At 72.3% G+C, this 16,850-nt stretch carries 17 protein-coding genes; 8 read left to right on the top strand and 9 right to left on the bottom strand.

What is annotated here, in order from left to right; genetic code table 11:
• Positions 1 to 76 precede the first annotated feature (76 nt).
• The 3 genes from OG870_RS14035 (at position 77) to OG870_RS14025 (ending at position 3,216) form a co-directional block, all read left to right on the top strand.
• Positions 77 to 1,735, top strand: a complete 1,659-nt coding sequence (locus OG870_RS14035) for a response regulator transcription factor (protein WP_327690932.1) — start codon at positions 77 to 79, stop codon at positions 1,733 to 1,735.
• Between the two features lie 78 nt (positions 1,736 to 1,813).
• Positions 1,814 to 2,137, top strand: coding sequence for a tetratricopeptide repeat protein (locus tag OG870_RS14030; protein ID WP_266840624.1), 324 nt, complete (start codon positions 1,814 to 1,816; stop codon positions 2,135 to 2,137).
• A complete protein-coding gene (locus OG870_RS14025) occupies positions 2,041 to 3,216 on the top strand; it encodes a flavin-containing monooxygenase (protein WP_266513488.1) in 1,176 nt (391 codons plus the stop codon). Before OG870_RS14030 ends, OG870_RS14025 begins: the two co-directional genes overlap by 97 nt.
• 80 nt (positions 3,217 to 3,296) lie before the next feature.
• Here the strand turns inward: OG870_RS14025 and OG870_RS14020 are convergent, their stop codons facing one another.
• On the bottom strand, positions 3,297 to 4,532 hold the full coding sequence (locus OG870_RS14020) for a cytochrome P450 (RefSeq protein ID WP_266840626.1): 1,236 nt from the start codon (positions 4,530 to 4,532) through the stop codon (positions 3,297 to 3,299).
• 237 nt (positions 4,533 to 4,769) lie between these two features.
• Between OG870_RS14020 and OG870_RS14015 the strand changes: the two genes are divergently transcribed.
• Entirely contained in the window at positions 4,770 to 5,939 is a 1,170-nt protein-coding gene (locus tag OG870_RS14015) for a steroid 3-ketoacyl-CoA thiolase (protein WP_266513482.1), read from the top strand.
• Here OG870_RS14015 and OG870_RS14010 read toward each other — a convergent pair.
• Positions 5,923 to 6,135, bottom strand: coding sequence for a DUF397 domain-containing protein (locus OG870_RS14010; protein WP_266513479.1), 213 nt, complete (start codon positions 6,133 to 6,135; stop codon positions 5,923 to 5,925). The two genes, OG870_RS14015 and OG870_RS14010, sit on opposite strands and share 17 nt — an antisense overlap.
• 73 nt (positions 6,136 to 6,208) lie before the next feature.
• Here OG870_RS14010 and OG870_RS14005 point away from each other — a divergent pair, with 73 nt between their 5' ends.
• From OG870_RS14005 to OG870_RS13995, 3 genes are read left to right on the top strand one after another with little or no spacing between them, the layout of a single operon-like run.
• Entirely contained in the window at positions 6,209 to 6,736 is a 528-nt protein-coding gene (locus tag OG870_RS14005; RefSeq protein ID WP_266513476.1) for a GNAT family N-acetyltransferase, read from the top strand.
• Positions 6,737 to 6,793: 57 nt separating this feature from the next.
• Positions 6,794 to 7,249, top strand: a complete 456-nt coding sequence (locus OG870_RS14000; protein ID WP_266585000.1) for a hypothetical protein — start codon at positions 6,794 to 6,796, stop codon at positions 7,247 to 7,249.
• A 1-nt stretch (position 7,250) separates the two neighbouring features.
• Positions 7,251 to 7,721, top strand: coding sequence for a pyridoxamine 5'-phosphate oxidase family protein (locus OG870_RS13995; protein ID WP_266585002.1), 471 nt, complete (start codon positions 7,251 to 7,253; stop codon positions 7,719 to 7,721).
• Between the two features lie 9 nt (positions 7,722 to 7,730).
• Here the strand turns inward: OG870_RS13995 and OG870_RS13990 are convergent, their stop codons facing one another.
• Entirely contained in the window at positions 7,731 to 8,435 is a 705-nt protein-coding gene (locus OG870_RS13990) for a YoaK family protein (RefSeq protein WP_266585004.1), read from the bottom strand.
• A gap of 103 nt (positions 8,436 to 8,538) precedes the next feature.
• Between OG870_RS13990 and OG870_RS13985 the strand changes: the two genes are divergently transcribed.
• A complete protein-coding gene (locus OG870_RS13985) occupies positions 8,539 to 9,786 on the top strand; it encodes an alpha/beta hydrolase family protein (RefSeq protein WP_327690931.1) in 1,248 nt (415 codons plus the stop codon).
• 197 nt (positions 9,787 to 9,983) lie between these two features.
• On the opposite strand, the gene OG870_RS13980 is transcribed toward OG870_RS13985, so the two are convergent.
• The 6 genes from OG870_RS13980 to OG870_RS13955 form a co-directional block, all read right to left on the bottom strand.
• On the bottom strand, positions 9,984 to 10,403 hold the full coding sequence (locus OG870_RS13980) for a transglycosylase SLT domain-containing protein (RefSeq protein WP_266513461.1): 420 nt from the start codon (positions 10,401 to 10,403) through the stop codon (positions 9,984 to 9,986).
• A 291-nt stretch (positions 10,404 to 10,694) separates the two neighbouring features.
• Positions 10,695 to 11,540 (bottom strand): ECF transporter S component, encoded by an 846-nt coding sequence (locus tag OG870_RS13975; RefSeq protein WP_266513459.1) that lies wholly within the window; start codon positions 11,538 to 11,540, stop codon positions 10,695 to 10,697.
• Positions 11,541 to 11,578: 38 nt separating this feature from the next.
• Positions 11,579 to 13,558 (bottom strand): ATP-binding cassette domain-containing protein, encoded by a 1,980-nt coding sequence (locus tag OG870_RS13970; protein WP_327690930.1) that lies wholly within the window; start codon positions 13,556 to 13,558, stop codon positions 11,579 to 11,581.
• Positions 13,555 to 14,622 carry an energy-coupling factor transporter transmembrane component T gene (locus OG870_RS13965; RefSeq protein ID WP_266585011.1) on the bottom strand — a complete coding sequence of 356 codons (1,068 nt, stop codon included), beginning with the start codon at positions 14,620 to 14,622 and terminating at the stop codon, positions 13,555 to 13,557. Before OG870_RS13965 ends, OG870_RS13970 begins: the two co-directional genes overlap by 4 nt.
• Positions 14,615 to 15,259 carry an SCO2322 family protein gene (locus OG870_RS13960; protein WP_266585013.1) on the bottom strand — a complete coding sequence of 215 codons (645 nt, stop codon included), beginning with the start codon at positions 15,257 to 15,259 and terminating at the stop codon, positions 14,615 to 14,617. Before OG870_RS13960 ends, OG870_RS13965 begins: the two co-directional genes overlap by 8 nt.
• Positions 15,256 to 16,518, bottom strand: a complete 1,263-nt coding sequence (locus OG870_RS13955; protein ID WP_266588456.1) for a prenyltransferase/squalene oxidase repeat-containing protein — start codon at positions 16,516 to 16,518, stop codon at positions 15,256 to 15,258. The genes OG870_RS13960 and OG870_RS13955 overlap by 4 nt, the downstream gene beginning before the upstream one ends.
• Positions 16,519 to 16,850 lie beyond the last annotated feature (332 nt).

Raw genomic sequence — 16,850 nt, 5'->3', positions numbered from 1 at the left:
GGTCCGCGTCCCGAGGTGCCTGCCCAGCGGGTGACAGCGCCGCCCCGTTCGCGGTGCAATGTTGTGCGGAGGCGCCATGGACTGGGACGAGGATGTCTGGCGGGGGCGGGATGCCGTACGGGCCCAGGCCTGGACCGACGCCTACGACGTACTCGCGCGGGCCGACGTGCAGCGCCCCCTCGACACCCCCGATGTCGAGTTGTTCGCCGAGGCCGCCGACATGCTGGGGCGGTGTGACGATGCCGTGGGGCTGCTGCGGCGGGCCTACACCGCGTATGCCGAGGCCGGAACCGTGGGGGCGGCGCTGCGGTGTGCGTACTGGCTGTGCAAGGCGTTGGCGTGGGGCGGCGACTTCGCGCAGTCGGGTGCCTGGCTGGCCCGCGCACGACGACTGGCGGCCACCGAACCCGACTGCCCGGAGTGCGCCTACCTGCTCATGCTGGAGGCCGAGCTGCACTTCCGGGCGGGCGAGCCGGAGCAGATGCTCGACACCGCCCGCCGGCTGGGCGAGGCCGTCGCGTCCCGCGCGGACGCCGACCTCGCGGCCGGTACGGCGATGACGCTGGGCCTCGCCCTGGTCAGCAACGGGCAGGTCGCGGCCGGGCTCGCCGAGCTGGACGAGGCGATGGTCGCCGTCGCCGACGGCGGGCCCACCGCCCGCTGCACCGGAATGATCTACTGCGTCGTCATCGGCACCTGCCAGGACCTCCAGGAACTGCGCCGCGCCCAGGAGTGGAGCGAAGCCCTGGCCGAGTGGTGCGCGGCCCAGCCCGACTTCACCGGCGCCTACCGCGGCCTGTGCCGCGTGCACCGCGTCGCGCTGCTCCAGCTCGGCGGCGCCTGGCCGGACGCCGTCCGCGAGGCCCGCCTGGCCTGCACCCAGCTCACCGCGGGATACGGCGGACAGGTCGCGGGCGGTGCCTTCTACCAGCTGGCCGAACTGCACCGCCTGCGCGGCGACTTCACCGAGGCCGAGCAGGCCTACCGGGACACCCTCCACCACGGCTGGGACGCCCAGCCCGGCCTCGCCCTCCTGTGGCTGACCCGAGGCCGCGTCGAGGCGGCGACGGCGGCGATCCGCCGGGCACTGGCCGAGACGGCCGAGCCGCTGCGCAGGGCACGCCTGCTGCCCGCCGCGGTGGAGATCCTGCTCGCGGAGGGTGAGGCGGGCGCGCGGGAGGCGGCCCGGGCCGCCGATGAACTGGAGGACATCGCCGCCTTCCACCGCGCCGCCGCCCTGCGGGCCATGGCCGGGCAGGCCCAGGGAGCGGTGCGGCTGGCCGGGGGCGCGGCGGGCCAGGCCCTGCCCCCGCTCCGGGAGGCCGGGCGGATCTGGCGCGAGCTGGACGTGCCGTACGAGGCCGCGCGCGTCGAGGTGGCGATCGGCCTTGCCTGCCGGGCGCTCGGCGACGAGGACTCGGCGGGCTGGGAGCTGGACGCGGCACGCCAGGTCTTCGAGCGGCTCGGCGCCGTGCCGGACATCGAAAGGACCGAGCGTCTGACCGTGGGCGCCGAGTACCGGCACCCGACGCTCTCACCCCGCGAACTCGAAGTCGTACGGCTCATCGCCCGCGGCCACACCAACCACGCCATCGCCACCGAGCTGGTCCTCAGCGAGAAGACCGTCGCCCGGCACGTCAGCAACATCTTCGGCAAGCTCGACGTCACCTCCCGCACCGCCGCGGCCGCCTACGCCTTCGAGCACGGACTCGTGCAGCGGGACACACCTGCGTAGAACCACCCATACGCTCCGCCCGGCGAATGGGCATTCCTCTCGATGCGCCCGGCTCCGCACCGGCGCGAGCATCGAAACGTGTCCGACGACCCGACCGGTACAGCCGGTCTCCACGAACAGGTCCGCGCCGCGCGGCTACGGCTCGCCGACTGCGCCGCCGACCTCGGCACCCTGCTGCGACTGCTCGGCGAGCACGCCGAGGCCGAGCGGCTGCTGCGCCGGGCCGTGGAGATCTACGAGGCCGACCGCCGGACACATCCCGCCACCACCAGCAACGGCACGCCCGTCACCAGCGAGGAGCTGTCATGCATACCGAGCGCATCGAAACCGTCGTCGTCGGCGGAGGCCAGGCAGGTCTCGCCACCGGATACCACCTCGCCCGTACCGGCCGTCCCTTCGTGATCCTGGACGCGGGCGAGCGCGTCGGTGACGCCTGGCGTGGGCGCTGGGACTCACTGCGGCTGTTCAGCCCCGCCAAGTTCGACGGGCTGCCCGGGCTGCCGTACCCCGGCCCCGCCTGGTCGTTCCCCACCCGCGACGAGTACGCCGACTACCTCCAGGCCTACGCCGCCTGGGCCGAACTGCCGGTGCGGACCGGCGTCTCGGTGCGGCGGGTGTCGTACGAGGGTGGCCGCTACGTCGTCGAGACGGAGACGGCACAGGGGGCTCGGACCTACGAGGCGGACAACGTCGTCGTCGCCGCAGGCTACGACCGGCTGCCGAAGACGCCTTCCTTCGCCGGCGAACTGGCCCCCGACATCACGCAGTTGCACGCCGTCGACTACCGCAATCCCGACCAACTGTGCGACGGCCCCGTCCTGATCGTCGGCGCCGGCAACTCGGGCGCCGACATCTCGCTCGAACTCGCCCGCACCCACAGCGTGTTGCTGTCCGGCCCGCACCCGGGACAGATCCCGTGGCGGATCGAGCACCGCAAGGCCAGGGTCCTGACACCCGCCCTGTTCTTCGCCTTCCGGCACCTGATCACCGTACGCACCCCGATGGGCCGCAAGCTGCGCCCTAAGGTGCTCGCCCACAGCGCCCCACTGATCCGCGTCAAGCCCGCCGATCTCAAGGCGGCCGGTGTCCGGCGCGTGGCACGCACGAGCGGGGTGCGCGAGGGCAGGCCGGTACTCGCCGACGGGTCGGCCCCCGATGTCGCCAACGTCGTGTGGTGCACGGGGTTCAGGCCGGACATCTCCTGGATCGACCTGCCCGGGGCGAACGTGTTCGACGAGGACGGTGAACCCGCCCAGCGCCGCGGAGTCGTCGAGACACAGCCCGGCCTGTACTTCGTCGGCAGGCTCTTCCAGTACGCCATGGCCTCGTCGATGATCCAGGGCGTCGGCCGGGACGCCGAGTTCGTCGTACGACACCTCGCCGCGCGCTCCCTTCCGGCGCGGGCCGAGCAGCGCACGGCTGGGCAGGGCACCGCCGGGCAGAGCAGTGCGGCCCTCGGGGGAGGCAGGAACGGCGCGTAGGGGGACGTTCCTGCCTCCCCCGACGTTCCGTGTTTCGTGGGACGGGCCGGCGGCGCCGGGATGCCGCCGGCCCGAGCGTGTCAGGCCACCTCGACCTGGAGGTGCTTCACGCCGTTGATCCACGCGGAGCGCAGGCGGCTCGGGTCGCCGGTCAGGGTGAGGTTCGGCAGGGCCTCGGCGATCGCGTTGAAGATGAGGTCGATCTCCAGGACGGCCAGGGACTTGCCGAGGCAGTAGTGCGGGCCTCCGCCGCCGAAGCCGAGGTGGGGGTTGGGATCGCGGGTGATGTCGAAGGTGTCGGGGTCGGTGAAGACCTCGGGGTCGTGGTTGGCGGAGGCGTAGAAGATGCCGACCCGGTCGCCCTTCCTGATCAGCTTCCCGCCCAGTTCGGTGTCCTGAGTGGCCGTGCGCTGGAAGGAGTTGACCGGGGTCGCCCACCGCACGATCTCCTCGGCCGCCGTCTGCGGACGCTCCCTCTTGTACAGTTCCCACTGCTCGGGGTGGGTGAGGAAGGCGTGCATGCCGTGGGTGATGGCGTTGCGGGTGGTCTCGTTGCCCGCCACGGCCAGCATCAGCACGAAGAACCCGAACTCGTCGGAGTTGAGGTTGCCTTCGTCCTCGGCCGCCACCAGCGTGGTGACGATGTCCTTCGCGGGGCACTGCTTCCGGTCCGCGGCCATGTTCATGGCATAGGCGATGAGTTCGGTGGCCGACTCGGCGCCGACCTCCTCGGTGATCGCGTACTCCGGGTCGTCGTACGAGATCATCTTGTTGGACCAGTCGAAGATCTTGGCCCGGTCGTCCTGCGGGATGCCGATGAGCTCGGCGATGGCCTGCAAAGGCAGTTCGCAGGCGACCTCGGTGACGAAGTCGAAGGGGCCGGGGCGCGCACCGGCCTCCCGCGCGATGGCGTGGGCGCGGTCGCGCAGCCGTTCCTCCAGCGCCCGTATGGCGCGCGGAGTGAAGACGCGCTGCACGATCTGGCGGACCCGGGTGTGCTCCGGCGGGTCCATGTTGAGCAGGATCAGCCGCTGGGCGTCGATGGCGTCGCGCTCGATGTGCTCGTTGAAGCGGATGATCGCCGTGTTGAGGTACGAGGAGTACAGCTCCGGGTGCGTCGAGACGTACTTGACGTCGGCGTGCCGGGTGACGGCCCAGTACCCCTCGTCCTGGAAGCCGGCGAGGTTGGCCGACTGCGGGATCCAGCGCACCGGTTCGGCCCGGCGCAGCTCGGCGAACTCCGGCAGGGGCACACGGTGGTGCAGCAGGTCGGGGTCGGTGAAGTCGAACCCGTCGGGGAGAGCTGGACAGGGCATGGGCGACTCCGGCTTGAGTTCTGACGGTCCATCAGTTCTGCAGGTTTGCCGTGAAGGTAGTAACGGGTTCTACAAGAGGCAATAGGTATGGCAAGCCGAATTGCGTGCACGACCCTTGCGGTTGTGGTTGAGCTGTCAGCAGACTGCACAGGGAACTAGAACACGTACTAGTTCAGCGTGGCGGGGCCGGCCGGGACGCCCCCGCGCCGCGCGGGTACCGGAGGAGAGGATCCCCCCATGGCCGCGGAACCCGTGATCGTCGAGGCCGTACGCACCCCCATCGGCAGGCGCGGCGGAGCGCTCGCCAACCTGCATCCCGCCTACCTCCTGGGCGAGACCTACCGTGAACTCCTCGGCCGCACCGGCATCCCCGCCGACGCGGTCGAACAGATCGTCGGCGGCACGGTGACGCACGCCGGCGAACAGTCCATGAACCCCGCGCGCACGGCCTGGCTCACCATGGGCCTGCCCTACGAGACGGCGGCGACGACGGTCGACTGCCAGTGCGGGTCCTCGCAGCAGGCGTCGCACATGACCGCCAACATGATCGCGGCCGGCGTCATCGACGTCGGCATCTCGTGCGGCGTCGAGGCGATGTCGCGGGTGCCGCTGGGGTCGGGATCGAAGCACGGGCCCGGGAAGCCGTTCCCCGACGAGTGGAACGTGGACCTGCCGAACCAGTTCGAGGCGGCGGAGCGGATCGCCCGTCATCGCGGGCTGACGCGCGAGAACGTCGACTCACTCGGCCTCATCTCGCAGGAACGGGCCGCCGTGGCCTGGGCGGAGGAGCGCTTCAAGAAGGAGACGTTCGCCGTGCAGGTGCCCACCACCGAGGACGAGCAGCGTGCCGGGCAGGGCATGTGGCGGCTCGTCGACCGGGACGAGGGCCTGCGCGACACGTCGATGGAGGCGCTGGCCGGCCTGAAGCCGGTCATGCCGACGGCCGTCCACACGGCGGGCAACTCGTCGCAGATCAGCGACGGCGCCGCCGCCATCATGTGGGCCTCGAAACGGATGGCGCGGGCCCTGAAGCTGAAGCCGCGCGCACGGATCGTGGCACAGGCGCTGGTCGGTGCCGACCCGCACTTCCACCTCGACGGCCCGATCGACGCGACGCGCACCGTGCTGGGCAAGGCCGGGATGACGCTGAAGGACATCGACGTCGTCGAGATCAACGAGGCGTTCGCGTCAGTGGTGCTGAGCTGGGCGCAGGTCTTCGAGCAGGACCTGGAGAAGGTCAACGTCAACGGCGGCGCGATCGCACTCGGGCATCCCGTGGGGGCGACGGGAGCGCGGCTCATCACGACGGCGCTTCATGAACTGGAGCGCACGGACAAGGAGTTCGCGCTCATCACCATGTGCGCGGGCGGCGGCCTGGCCACCGGGACCATCATCCAACGGCTGTAGACGCGCCCCGAGCGACGAACTGACGGAACGCGTCGGGCCGGAACGAGAGCACCGGCCCGGCGGGGGTCTTTGAATCGCGGACGGCGATGGTGGGGGTGGCGGACGGCTTTCCCCAACCTCCGCGTGTCTCGACGGAGTTGTCGCTGGACGCGGGGGGTGGTCGCGGGCTCGGGCCGCTCGACGCGGTGGTCCACAAATGAGGTGTGAGCCCGGCGGTCGGGGGTGGTAGGACCGTCTGGTTCGAGTGCCTGAGATGAGGCGGTGAGACCGTGGACGAGGTGACGGTGCGTGAGATGCGGCCGGAGGACGAGCCGGGCGTGGCCGCTCTGTTCGCGTCCTGCGAGGACTACTTCGTCGCCGCGACCGGCAATCCGGCTCTCCCGGGGGACGTACAGAGCCTGTACTACGCGCTTCCCGACGGCGCGGACTTCGACCAGAAGCGCGTGCTGGTGATGTGCCGGGGCGAGAGGGTCGTCGGCCTGGTCGATGTCGTGGACCGGCATCCCGATGTCGAGAGCTGTTCGGTGGGGATGTTCCTCGTCGCCCCCGAGGCCCGGCGTGAGGGCTTGGGCGCGAGCGTCGCGGGCCGCCTGATCGAGGAGGCGGCCGGGCGGGGGATGCGGACGGTGGCCGCCACGTGCCCGGGGGAGTGGGAGCCGGGGCTGGGGTTCCTGCGGAGCCTCGGGTTCGAGGTCGGTGCGCCAAAGGCCCACGCGGGTGGGGCGATGGGCAATCGGACGCGGCGGGCCGAGGAGACCGGCCTGTGCACGGCGAGGTTGCAGCTCGCGGACCGATGAGTTTCGCGCGCCATCGCCGTCTCCCTCTGTGAACCGGAGGACATGGAGGTGTGTGCGGTGGACGCGGCGACACGGCAGGAATCCCTGAAACGGCTGGACGTCCTGGTCGGCGAGTGGGTGGTGGAGGCCGAGTTTCCGGGGATGGAGGTGCCTCCCGGGCGCAGTGTGTTCGAGTGGACCTTGGACGGGCGGTTCCTGGTCCAGCGGACGCAGGCGCCGAACCCGGCACCGGAGAGCATGGCGATCATCGCTGCCGACCCGGAGACGGGCGGCTACACGCAGCACTACTACGACTCGCGGGGCGTCGTACGGCTGTACGCCATGACCTTCGACGAGGGGGTGTGGCAGTTGCTGCGCGAGAGGTCGGACTTCACGCCGCTGAGCTTCCGGCAGCGGTACGTCGGGTACGTGAGCGAGGACGGCGACACCATCCGCGGCGCCTGGGAGATCGCTCGTGGCGAGTCGGCCGCCTGGGAGCGGGACTTCGCCCTCTCGTACCGCCGGAGCCGCTGAGATGAGTTCCGGCAGGCACCCCGGTGACATCGTGCGCGGCATCGTCGACGCGAACCTGTACATGGTGCTCGCCACCGCCGACGCGGACGGGCGGCCGTGGAGCTCGCCCGTCTACTTCGCCCACGATGGGTGCCGCGAGTTCTTCTGGGTGTCGTCGCCGCAGACCCGGCACTCCCACAACATCGCCGTGCGACCCGAGGTGGGCCTCTCGGTCTTCGACTCGTCGGTGCCGATCGGGACGGGCCAGGGCGTGTACATGGCCGCGGTCGCCGGGGCCGTGGTGGGCCCGGACGCCGAGCGTGCGATCGAAGTGTTCTCCCGTCGGTCCCTGCGGCACGGCGGGAGGGCCTGGACTCTCGACGACGTACAGGGCGACTCCGGTATGCGGCTGTACCGGGCGGTCGCCGACGACCACTCGATCCTCGCCAAGGACGGCCGGCCGGACCATCGCATCCCGGCCGACCCCGGCTGACGTACGGCCCTATTCCCGCCCCGAGGCCAGCACCGCCAGCAGCCCCGTCGCCACCGCCGCGACCAGCAGCGGAAGGCCCAGGCCGTGGTGGATCACCAGCCATGCGCCGAGCCAGGCCCCGCCCGCCATCGCCACGACGGAGGCCGAGCGGCGCGGGGAGCGGTGACCCGAGCCGCCGCCCGCGCGGGAGTCGGAGGCGAGCCCCGTCAGGGTCATCGTGAGGACGGTCGTGGTGAGGTCGGGGACGCCGAGCTTGCGGACCGTGGCGTTGCGCAGACCCATCGCGAAGGCGGTGAGGGCGATCAGGGCGTAGTCGCCGGCGGTGGCGTGCGGCGCGGCGAAGGCGGCCACCGCGGAGGCGCCCACCAGGGCCGCCTCGGCGGCCAGGACGAGCCGGGTCCAGGTACGGCGCGACCCCTCGCCCCGCCACCGCGCCACCCGCCCTCCGGCCACCGCGCCCAGCAGGAAGCAGAACAGGGAGGTCGCCGTGTGCGGCACGGAGAAGCCCGGCGCGCCGGCGGCGGCGAAGCCCAGCACCACCACGTTGCCGGTCATGTTCGCGGTGAAGACGTGTCCGAGTCCCAGATAGCTCACGGCGTCGATCAGTCCGCTGACCACCGTGAGCCCCAGCAGCACGACGACCAATCGCAGTCCGCGTGTCTCGTGAGGGTCGTCCGTCGGCGTGTCGGTGGTGCTGCTGCTCTGCTCGCTCATCGAGTCTCCGGGTGGCCGGACGGGCTGGGTGCACTCAAGTCCACCATGGACGCGGGGGAGTCTCGGATGCCGGCGTGCGGTGCGCGTCCGTAGCGTCGGGGACATGAGTGATGAGACGCGCAAATCCCAGGAAACACGCACCAGTTGGCGGAGTCGGCGGGGACTCGCCGGAGCGGCGGCCCTGCTGCTCGCCGGGCTCGCCGTCGCTCCGGTCGCGGCCGCGGGCGGGCAGACGCATCAGCCGCGACGCGGTGAGCTGGTCTCCGTCACCCCGGTCGCGGATCATGACGCCACGCAGGTCAGGACGTTCCTGACCAAGCGGGACGTCGCCGCCGACCCCGTGCGGTACGGAGTACGGGCGTACCGGCTGACGTACCGGACGGTGGACCCGCACGGGAACCCCACCACCGCGACGGGCCTGCTCACCCTCCCCAAGGGCGGAGCCCACCGGCTCGACCTCGTCTCCGACACGCACGGCACGATGGTCCACCGGGACTACGCACCCTCCGTGGGCGAGGACTTCGGCCGCATCCCGTCCTATCTGAACGCGAGCGCCGGCCGCGCGGTGGCCGCCCCCGACTATCTCGGCCTCGGCCGGGGCCCGGGGCTGCACCCCTACATGGAGACCGCCTCGTCCGTGACGGCCTCCGTCGACGTGCTGCGCGCCGCCCGCACGGCCGCGGACCGGCTCGGCCGCCCGCTCACCGGGGACGTGTACGCGACCGGCTTCTCACAGGGTGGCCAGGTCGCGATGGCGCTCGGCAAGGCGCTGCGCTCCGGTGCGGACCGGCACTTCCGGCTGAAGGCGCTGGCCCCGATCAGCGGGCCGTACAACCTGGAGGGTCAGGAGGTGCCTGCCCTGTTCGACGGGCGGGTCAATGACACGAGCGGCGTCCTCTACATCTCGTACTGGCTGGTCGCGCAGAACAGGCTGCATCACCTGTACAAGAACCCGGCGGAGGTCTTCCGCGCGCCGTACGCGAGCCGCGTGGCGGGTCTCTTCGACGGGCGTCACGAGGAGGAGGACGTGGTCAGGGGCCTCGCGCCCTCGGTGAAGCGACTGCTCACGCCGGCCTTCTACGAGCGTCTGCGGCATCCGACGGGCCCGCTGCTGTCCGCGATGCGCTCGGCCGACCACACCTGCGACTGGAAGGCGGACGTGCCGGTACGGCTGTACACGGCCGGCAACGACACCGACGTCCCCATCGGCAACACCCGCACCTGCGCCCGCGCTCTCGCCGGTCAGGGGACGAAGGTGCGGGTGGTGGACCAGGGGGCCGTGGACCACTTCGGCGCGTTCGCGACGTCGGCACCGCAGGTGGTGCGGTTCTTCGACGGCGTACGGGCGTGATCCGGGCGCGGGGAGGCCGCGTCCGGGGGCAGGGGCAGGGGCAGGGGTGGGGGCCGGGGCCGGAACCCGGGTCCCGGGGCGTGGCGAAGGCGGCGGCCCGGGGATCGGGGCCGCCGCCTTCGGTCTTGCGGGCGTCGTCAGGCCTGTGTGGCCCGGCTCGGCGTGTCTGGGTTCAGCGTGTCCGGGTTCGGCGTGGCTCAGTACCAGCCGTTGGCCTGCCAGAAGGCCCAGGCGCCGGTCGGGCTGCCGTAGCGGGAGTTCATGTAGTCCAGACCCCACTTGATCTGGGTCTTGGCACTGGTCTTCCAGTCCGCGCCGGCGGAGGCCATCTTCGAGCCGGGCAGAGCCTGGACCAGGCCGTAGGCGCCGGAGGACGAGTTGGTGGCGGTGACGTTCCAGCCGCTCTCGTGCTCCACGATCTTGCTGAAGGCGTTGTACTGGGCCGCGCTCGGGATCATCTTGTGCGCGATCGTCTGGGCACCCGCGGCCGAGTTGGCGGTCGCGGCGTGAGCGGGAGCCGCGGTCAGCACCAGGCCGGCGGTGGCGGCGGCCACGGCGGCGGAGGCGAGGGCCTTCTTCGGGGACGAGAGGGTGCGGGCGATGCGGGAGACGGACACGAGGAACCTTTTCTTCGGGGACAGGGAGTCGCGTGCTGCCCCGGGGGGCATGCGTCGGCGCCGAGGCCCTGGGGCTCGTCGGCGCCGTGCGACGTCATCCAGAGAAACAGGCTCGGAGGGGGTCCGCAATGACCCTATTTGCTAGTTGTGGTCGTATGTGGGGGAGGTGGGGGTGGTGTGACCTGGCTCTCAAAGTGCAGGTCAGAGGCGCTTATGGCGTGGACATGGCGTCCGATATGTACTACTAGGGTGATTAGTGGGTGATGTGGGTCATGTGGGGTGGTTCACCGGTCAACTGGACTCGAATGTGACCGCGGTCTCGAACGCCGCCCGTCGGGTGGCTCTGCGTAGCGCCCTGAGCACGGCCGGGCCGAGGCTGAGCGTCAGCACCACGGTGACCGTGGCCCGGCCCAGGTCCCAGCCCAGCGAAGTGGCCGCGCAGTACGCGAGGAAACGGGCCAGATTGGCGGGGACGGCGGCATGCGGGTCGAAGGCGATGCCGGAGGCGAGCGCGCCGATGAAGGGCCAGCCGGCCAGGTTCAGGAGCGTGCCGTAGGCGAAGGCGGCGAGGAAACCGTAGAGGGCGAGGAGGGCGAGTTCGCCGCGTCCCCGGAGCCGGTCCGGGCCCGGCAACAGCCCGGCCCCCATCGTGAACCATCCCATCGCCAGCATCTGGAACGGCATCCATGGGCCCACCCCGCCCGTGAGCAGCGCGGACGCGAACATGGTGAGCGAGCCGAGGGTGAAGCCGAAGCCGGGACCCAGTACCCGCCCGCTCAGCACCATCAGGAAGAACATCGGCTCGATGCCCGCGGTTCCGGCGCCGAGCGGGCGCAGGGCGGCCCCGGTCGCCGCGAGCACGCCCAGCATGGCGACCGCCTTGGGTCCGAGGCCCGACTCGGAGATCGTCGCCGCCACCACGGCGACCAGCAGCACCAGCAGTCCCGCGAACAGCCAGGGCGCGTCCTGCGCATGCGCACTCAGCTGCGAGGCCGGCGGGGCGAGGAAGGGCCAGCCGAAGCCGACGACACCGACGGCGCTGACGAGGACGAGGGCGGTGATGGAGCGGGGGCCGAGGTGGACGGCCCTGGTGCGGGGGGTGGGGCGGACGGTCCTCGCGGGGGGAGTCGTGGTCATCCTCGCGCCGTCCGTGCCTGGGTGACCTTGAGTCCCGGTCACGCGAGCGCCTCCCGGACCTGGGAGACGGTGAGCCACTTCTGCGGGGCCAGAATCTTGGTGATCTGCGGGGCGAAGGACGGGGACGAGACGACCACGTCGGCCGTCGGGCCGTCCGCGATCACCTCGCCGTCGGCCAGCAGCACCACCCGGTGGGCGAGTTCGGCGGCCAGTTCGACGTCATGCGTGGCCAGGACGATCGTGTGCCCCTCGGCGGCCAGAGCGCGCAACACGGTCACCAGGCGGGCCTTCGCCGCGTAGTCCAGGCCGCGGGTCGGTTCGTCGAGGAGCAGCAGCGGTGGCCGCGCGGTCAGCACGACGGCCAGCGCGAGCGTGAGGCGCTGTCCCTCGGAGAGGTCGCGCGGATGGACGTCGTCGGTGATACCGGGCAGCAGCTCCGACACCAGTGACCGGCAGGCACCCGGTTCAGCCCGGGCGTCCCGGTCGGCCGCCGCGCACTCGCCGGCGACCGTGTCGGCGTAGAGGAGGTCGCGGGGCTCCTGGGGTACGAGGCCCACCCGGCGCACGAGGTCCGGGGGCGCGGTGCGGTGGGGGACCGCGCCGCCGACCCGGACCGTTCCGGCGGACGGTTCGACCAGCCCGACGAGTGTGTTGAGCAGCGTCGACTTGCCGGCCCCGTTGCGCCCCATGAGAGCGATCGTCTCGCCGGGGGTGACAGTGAGATCGACGTGCCGGAGGGCCTCGACCCGGTCGCGGCGGACGGCCAGGGCGCGAACTTCCGCGGTGGGGGCGGGAGTCGGGGACGCGACCGCCGTACGGGAACTCGTGCGTCTGCGGGCGGGGAAGGGCCAGGACCACCAGGGCGGGTCCGCGTCCTTTTCCGCCGCGGCGGTGGTCACCTCCTGCGTCGGGCCGTCTGCCGTGCGCACCTCCTGCCTCAGGCTGTCGTCTGCCGGGCTCGCCCCCTGCGTCGGGCTGTCGTCTGCGGCGCGCACTTCCTGCCTCAGGCTGTCGTCTGCCGGGCTCGCCCCCTGCGTCGGGCTGTCGTCTGCGGCGCGCACTTCCTGCCTCGGGCTGTCGTCTGCCGGGCTCGCCCCCTGCGTCGGGCTGTCGTCTGCGGCGCGCACCTCCTGCCTCGGGCTGTCGTCTGCCGGGCTCGCCCCCTGCGTCGGGCCGTCTGTCGGGGTCTGTGTCCTCCGCTGCTCGGCCAGCCGTTCCCGAAGACCCCCCGCCCGGCGCCGTGCGTCGCGCACCGTCAGCGGCAACGGGGTCCAACCGGCCAGGCGGCCGAGGGCGACCACAGGGGGGTACACCGGGGACACGGCCATCATCTCGGCCGGCGTGCCGAGCACGGGTGCCACCCCGGGGGCGGGCAGGACGGCGACCAGGTCGGCGTACTGGATGACGCGTTCCAGGCGGTGTTCGGCCAGCAGTACGGTCGTGCCGAGGTCGTGGACCAGACGTTGGAGGACGGCGAGGACCTCCTCGGCGGCCGCGGGGTCGAGGGCGGAGGTCGGTTCGTCGAGGACCAGGACCCTGGGATGCGGGGTGAGGACCGAGCCGATGGCGACGCGCTGCTGCTGGCCGCCGGACAGGGTGGCGATGGGGCGGTCGCGGAGACCGGCCAGGCCGAGCAGGTCGAGGGTCTCCTCGACACGGCGCCGCATCACATCCGGCGCCAGCCCCAACGACTCCATTCCGTAAGCGAGTTCGTCCTCGACGGTGTCCGTCACGAAATGGGAGAGCGGGTCCTGCCCCACCGTGCCCACGACATCCGCGAGTTCGCGTGGTTTGTGGGTACGGGTGTCGCGCTCCGCCACCGTGACGCGGCCCCTGAGCGTGCCTCCCGTGAAGTGCGGGACGAGCCCGCTGACGGTACCCAGGACGGTCGACTTGCCGGCCCCCGACGGGCCGACCAGCAACACGAGTTCGCCCTCCGGCACCTCGAAGTCGACGCCCCGCACGGTGGGTTCGGCCGCCCCGTCGTACGTCACGGAGACATCCTCGAAGCGGATCACGACGGCTCCTTGGGGGCGACGAAGGACGGCAGCAGGCCGAGCAGTACGGCTGCCGCCGGCCACAGCGGAAGGGTGGGGGCGACGAGCGGGACTACACCGGGGTGCAGGGCCTGTGGCTCGTCCGCGGCGGCGAGGGTCAGCAGCGCGGCGACCGCGGCACCGGACCCCGCGACCAGCCAGGCGCGCAGGTCCCACCGGTCCGGGCGGTACCGGGTGCGCAGGCTGCGCCGGCCGCCCAGCCGCAGCCCCGCCAGCGCCGCGGCGACCCCGGCGAGCAGCAGGGGCAGCCCGTAGGTGCCGCCTTCGGCGGTCAGCAGCCCGTACGTTCCCGCGCAGACACCGAGCAGTCCGCCGAGGGTGAGAGCCGCGGTGGTCCGGCGTACGCCGGTCGCGACCTCGGCGCTGCGGCCGTAACCGCGGGCGTCCATCGCGGCGGCCAGGGCGACGGAACGCTCCAACGCGCCCTCCAGTACCGGGAGTCCGACCTGCAGCAGACCGCGCAGGCCGCTGTCGGGGCGGCCGCGCAGGCGACGGGCGGCGCGCAGACGCTGGACGTCGGCGATGAGGTGCGGCGCGAAGGTGAGGGCGACGACCACCGCGACGCCGGTCTCGTACAGCGCGCCCGGGAGGGACTTGAGCAGGCGGGACGGGTTGGCGAGGGCGTTCGCGGCACCCACGCAGATGAGCAGCGTGGCCAGCTTCAGGCCGTCGTAGAAGGCGAAGGTGAGTGATTCGGCGGTGACCTTGCCGCCCAGCCGGATGCCCTGCGCCCAGTGGGGGAGGGGGAGTTCGGGGAGGGTGACGATCACGTGCGTGCCGGGGATGGGGGAGCCGAGGGCCACCGCGAAGAAGAGGCGGATGACCAGGACGGCGAGGGCGAGCTTGAGGAAGGCGGAGTAGGAGCGGGACCAGGGGGCCCGGGTGCGGCAGGTGGCGACGACGTAGGCGGACGTCGCGATGAGCAGGGCCAGGAGGAGGGGGTTGGTGGTGCGGGTGGCCGCGGTGCCCAGGCCCAGGGACCACAGCCACCAGGCACCGGGGTGAAGCACGGAACGACTAGCCATGCCTGCGTCGCCGTGCCTGCCACACCGCTGCCGCACCGATCAGCGCGACCGCCCCGGCCCCCACGAACAGCCCCACGGCCGGCCCGCCCTCCGTCTCCCCGGACTTGGCCGAAGTCGAGCCCGCCGTCGGCTTCTTCCCGCCGGAGGCCTGTTCCCCGCACCCCTTGTGGGGATACCCCGCGATCGCGCACAACAGGGCGTTGGTGTCGTACCGCAGCGGCTTCGCCACCGACGCCAGCGCCTCCGCCGTGGTCCCGTCGGACGACACCCGCGCGCAGGCCGTACGACGCACCGGCGGTGTCTCGCCGGACGGGGCGTCCGCCGCCGTACCGAAGTCGAGGACGAGAGCCACGCGCTTCTTGCCGTCCCGCGCCGGAGTCCGCGCGCAGATCACCGGGAACGACGCCGTCGCGCGCGGCTTCGCCGAGTCGCTGGAGTCCTCACTCACCGAGAAGCGGAAGCCCTGGACGGCGCCGTCGTCGGGGCGGGCGGTGGCCGGGCCCTGGGTGGCGTAGGTCCAGTGACCGCCGTCGTAGTCCCAGAACGACCAGTAGCGGTAGCCGACGGCCTGCGCCTGGCCGCTGCCGGCCAGGGTCAGGAACAGCGCGGCGAGGAGCAGCGCGCAGCGCCGTATCACGGCTGTCGCCTCTTGTTACGGCCGCTGAGCAGGAATCCGACGCCGATGCCGCCGACGAGGCCCACGCCGACGATCCACCAGACGCTGACACCGGAGTCGCTGGAGTCGTCGGAGTCGTCCTTGTGGTCTGCCTGGCCCGAGTGCTCGGCGGGGGCGGGGGCGGACGCCGGGACGGAGGCGGGCTTCGGACCGGTCGCGTTGAGGAGCGACACGAGATCCTGGCCGCCGAAGTCGCGCACGTCGGCGCTCTCCGCGTGCGCGGCGAGGACCAGCTGCGCGTATGCGGCCGGTCCGCCCTGCTTCGCCCACGTCCGGGAGTTGCCCTCCAGCCAGCGCATGGCGTCGGCCGCCTTGTCGCCCTGACCGGCGGTCGCGAGAGCGAGGACCGCGTCGGCCGTGTTGCCGTAGTCGGGCTGGGGCTTGGCGCCGGGGAGTGTCGACGTCAGGTGCTTGTCCTTGGCCAGTGCGGTGACGAGGTACGCGGCGCCGTTGCGCGCCGCCTGCTCGCGGTCGTCGGCTCCCTTGCACGTCACGGCGGTCCCGGCAGGCTTCACGGCGTCCCCGGCCAGCCCCTTGCCGAGCGCGCCCACCACGGCGGCCGCCGTCGCGTCCGCGTTGGCGGCCAACGTCCCCTTCTTGTCCGGCTGGAAGGCGAAGGCGCCCGCGCCGCCCCCGTCGCAGGGGAGAGCGAACGTCAACAGGGCGTCATAGGGCGACTTCCCGCCCTTCTCGCCCTTCCCGCCCTTGACGACCTGCGCGGGCTGCTCGCCGACGGCGGTCAGCGCGCCGATGACGACGGACGTCGAGTTCGCGTCGCTCGCTCCGCCCGGCGAGTAGCCCCAGCCGCCGTCCTCGTTCTGCACGGACTTCAGCCAGCCGACCGCCTTGCCGGTCTCCGTGTCGTGGCCGCCGAGCGCGACGAGGGCCTGAACGGCGGCGGCCGTGCTGTTCGTGTCGACCATGACCTTGGCGTCGCAGGCCTTCGCCGCATCCGGGCGGAACGCCGCGTAGGCCCCGTTCGCGCACTGCTGGCCCAGCAGCCAGTCCACCGCCTTCGCGGCGGGCTTCACGCCGACGGTGTCCTGCGCGAGCAGCGCCAGCGACTGCCGCCAGACGCCGTCGTACTTGGGGTCGGCGGTGCCGTACAGACCGTCGGGTATCGCCACGGACGGGGACGGGGATGCGGCCACGGCGGGCGTGGCCGCGCCGATCACGGCGGTGGCTGCCAGGACCGCGGCGCTGCGGCGGACGACGTTCATGATCGGCGGGTGCCTCTCCCTGCGGGAGCGGGCAGCACGGGACACCCCGGGCGGCTCGGCTCCGTGTGCCTCGACGGTGCCGTGCACCGGCAGGCTGCCGGCACACGCGAGCCGGTCACGACCGTGCGGGGCAGTCCGGCTGACCGCCTTCGATGGACGGTTCACGATGGGGGTACCTCCCAGGCCCTTGAGGCACTGGGGGAGGGTCAGCGCCGGAATTGCACCGGCTTCCCCCCGTACGGCGTGATGACGACCCGGCCACTCTACCGGCCCGTAACGAGCACGCCGGGGGTGGGCGGGCGGGGTAGGTTCGGGCCCACGGGGAGCACGGA

Source organism: Streptomyces sp. NBC_00461 (genome assembly GCF_036013935.1).
GTDB lineage: Bacteria > Actinomycetota > Actinomycetes > Streptomycetales > Streptomycetaceae > Streptomyces.
This window is presented reverse-complemented; position numbering and strand designations above follow the sequence as displayed.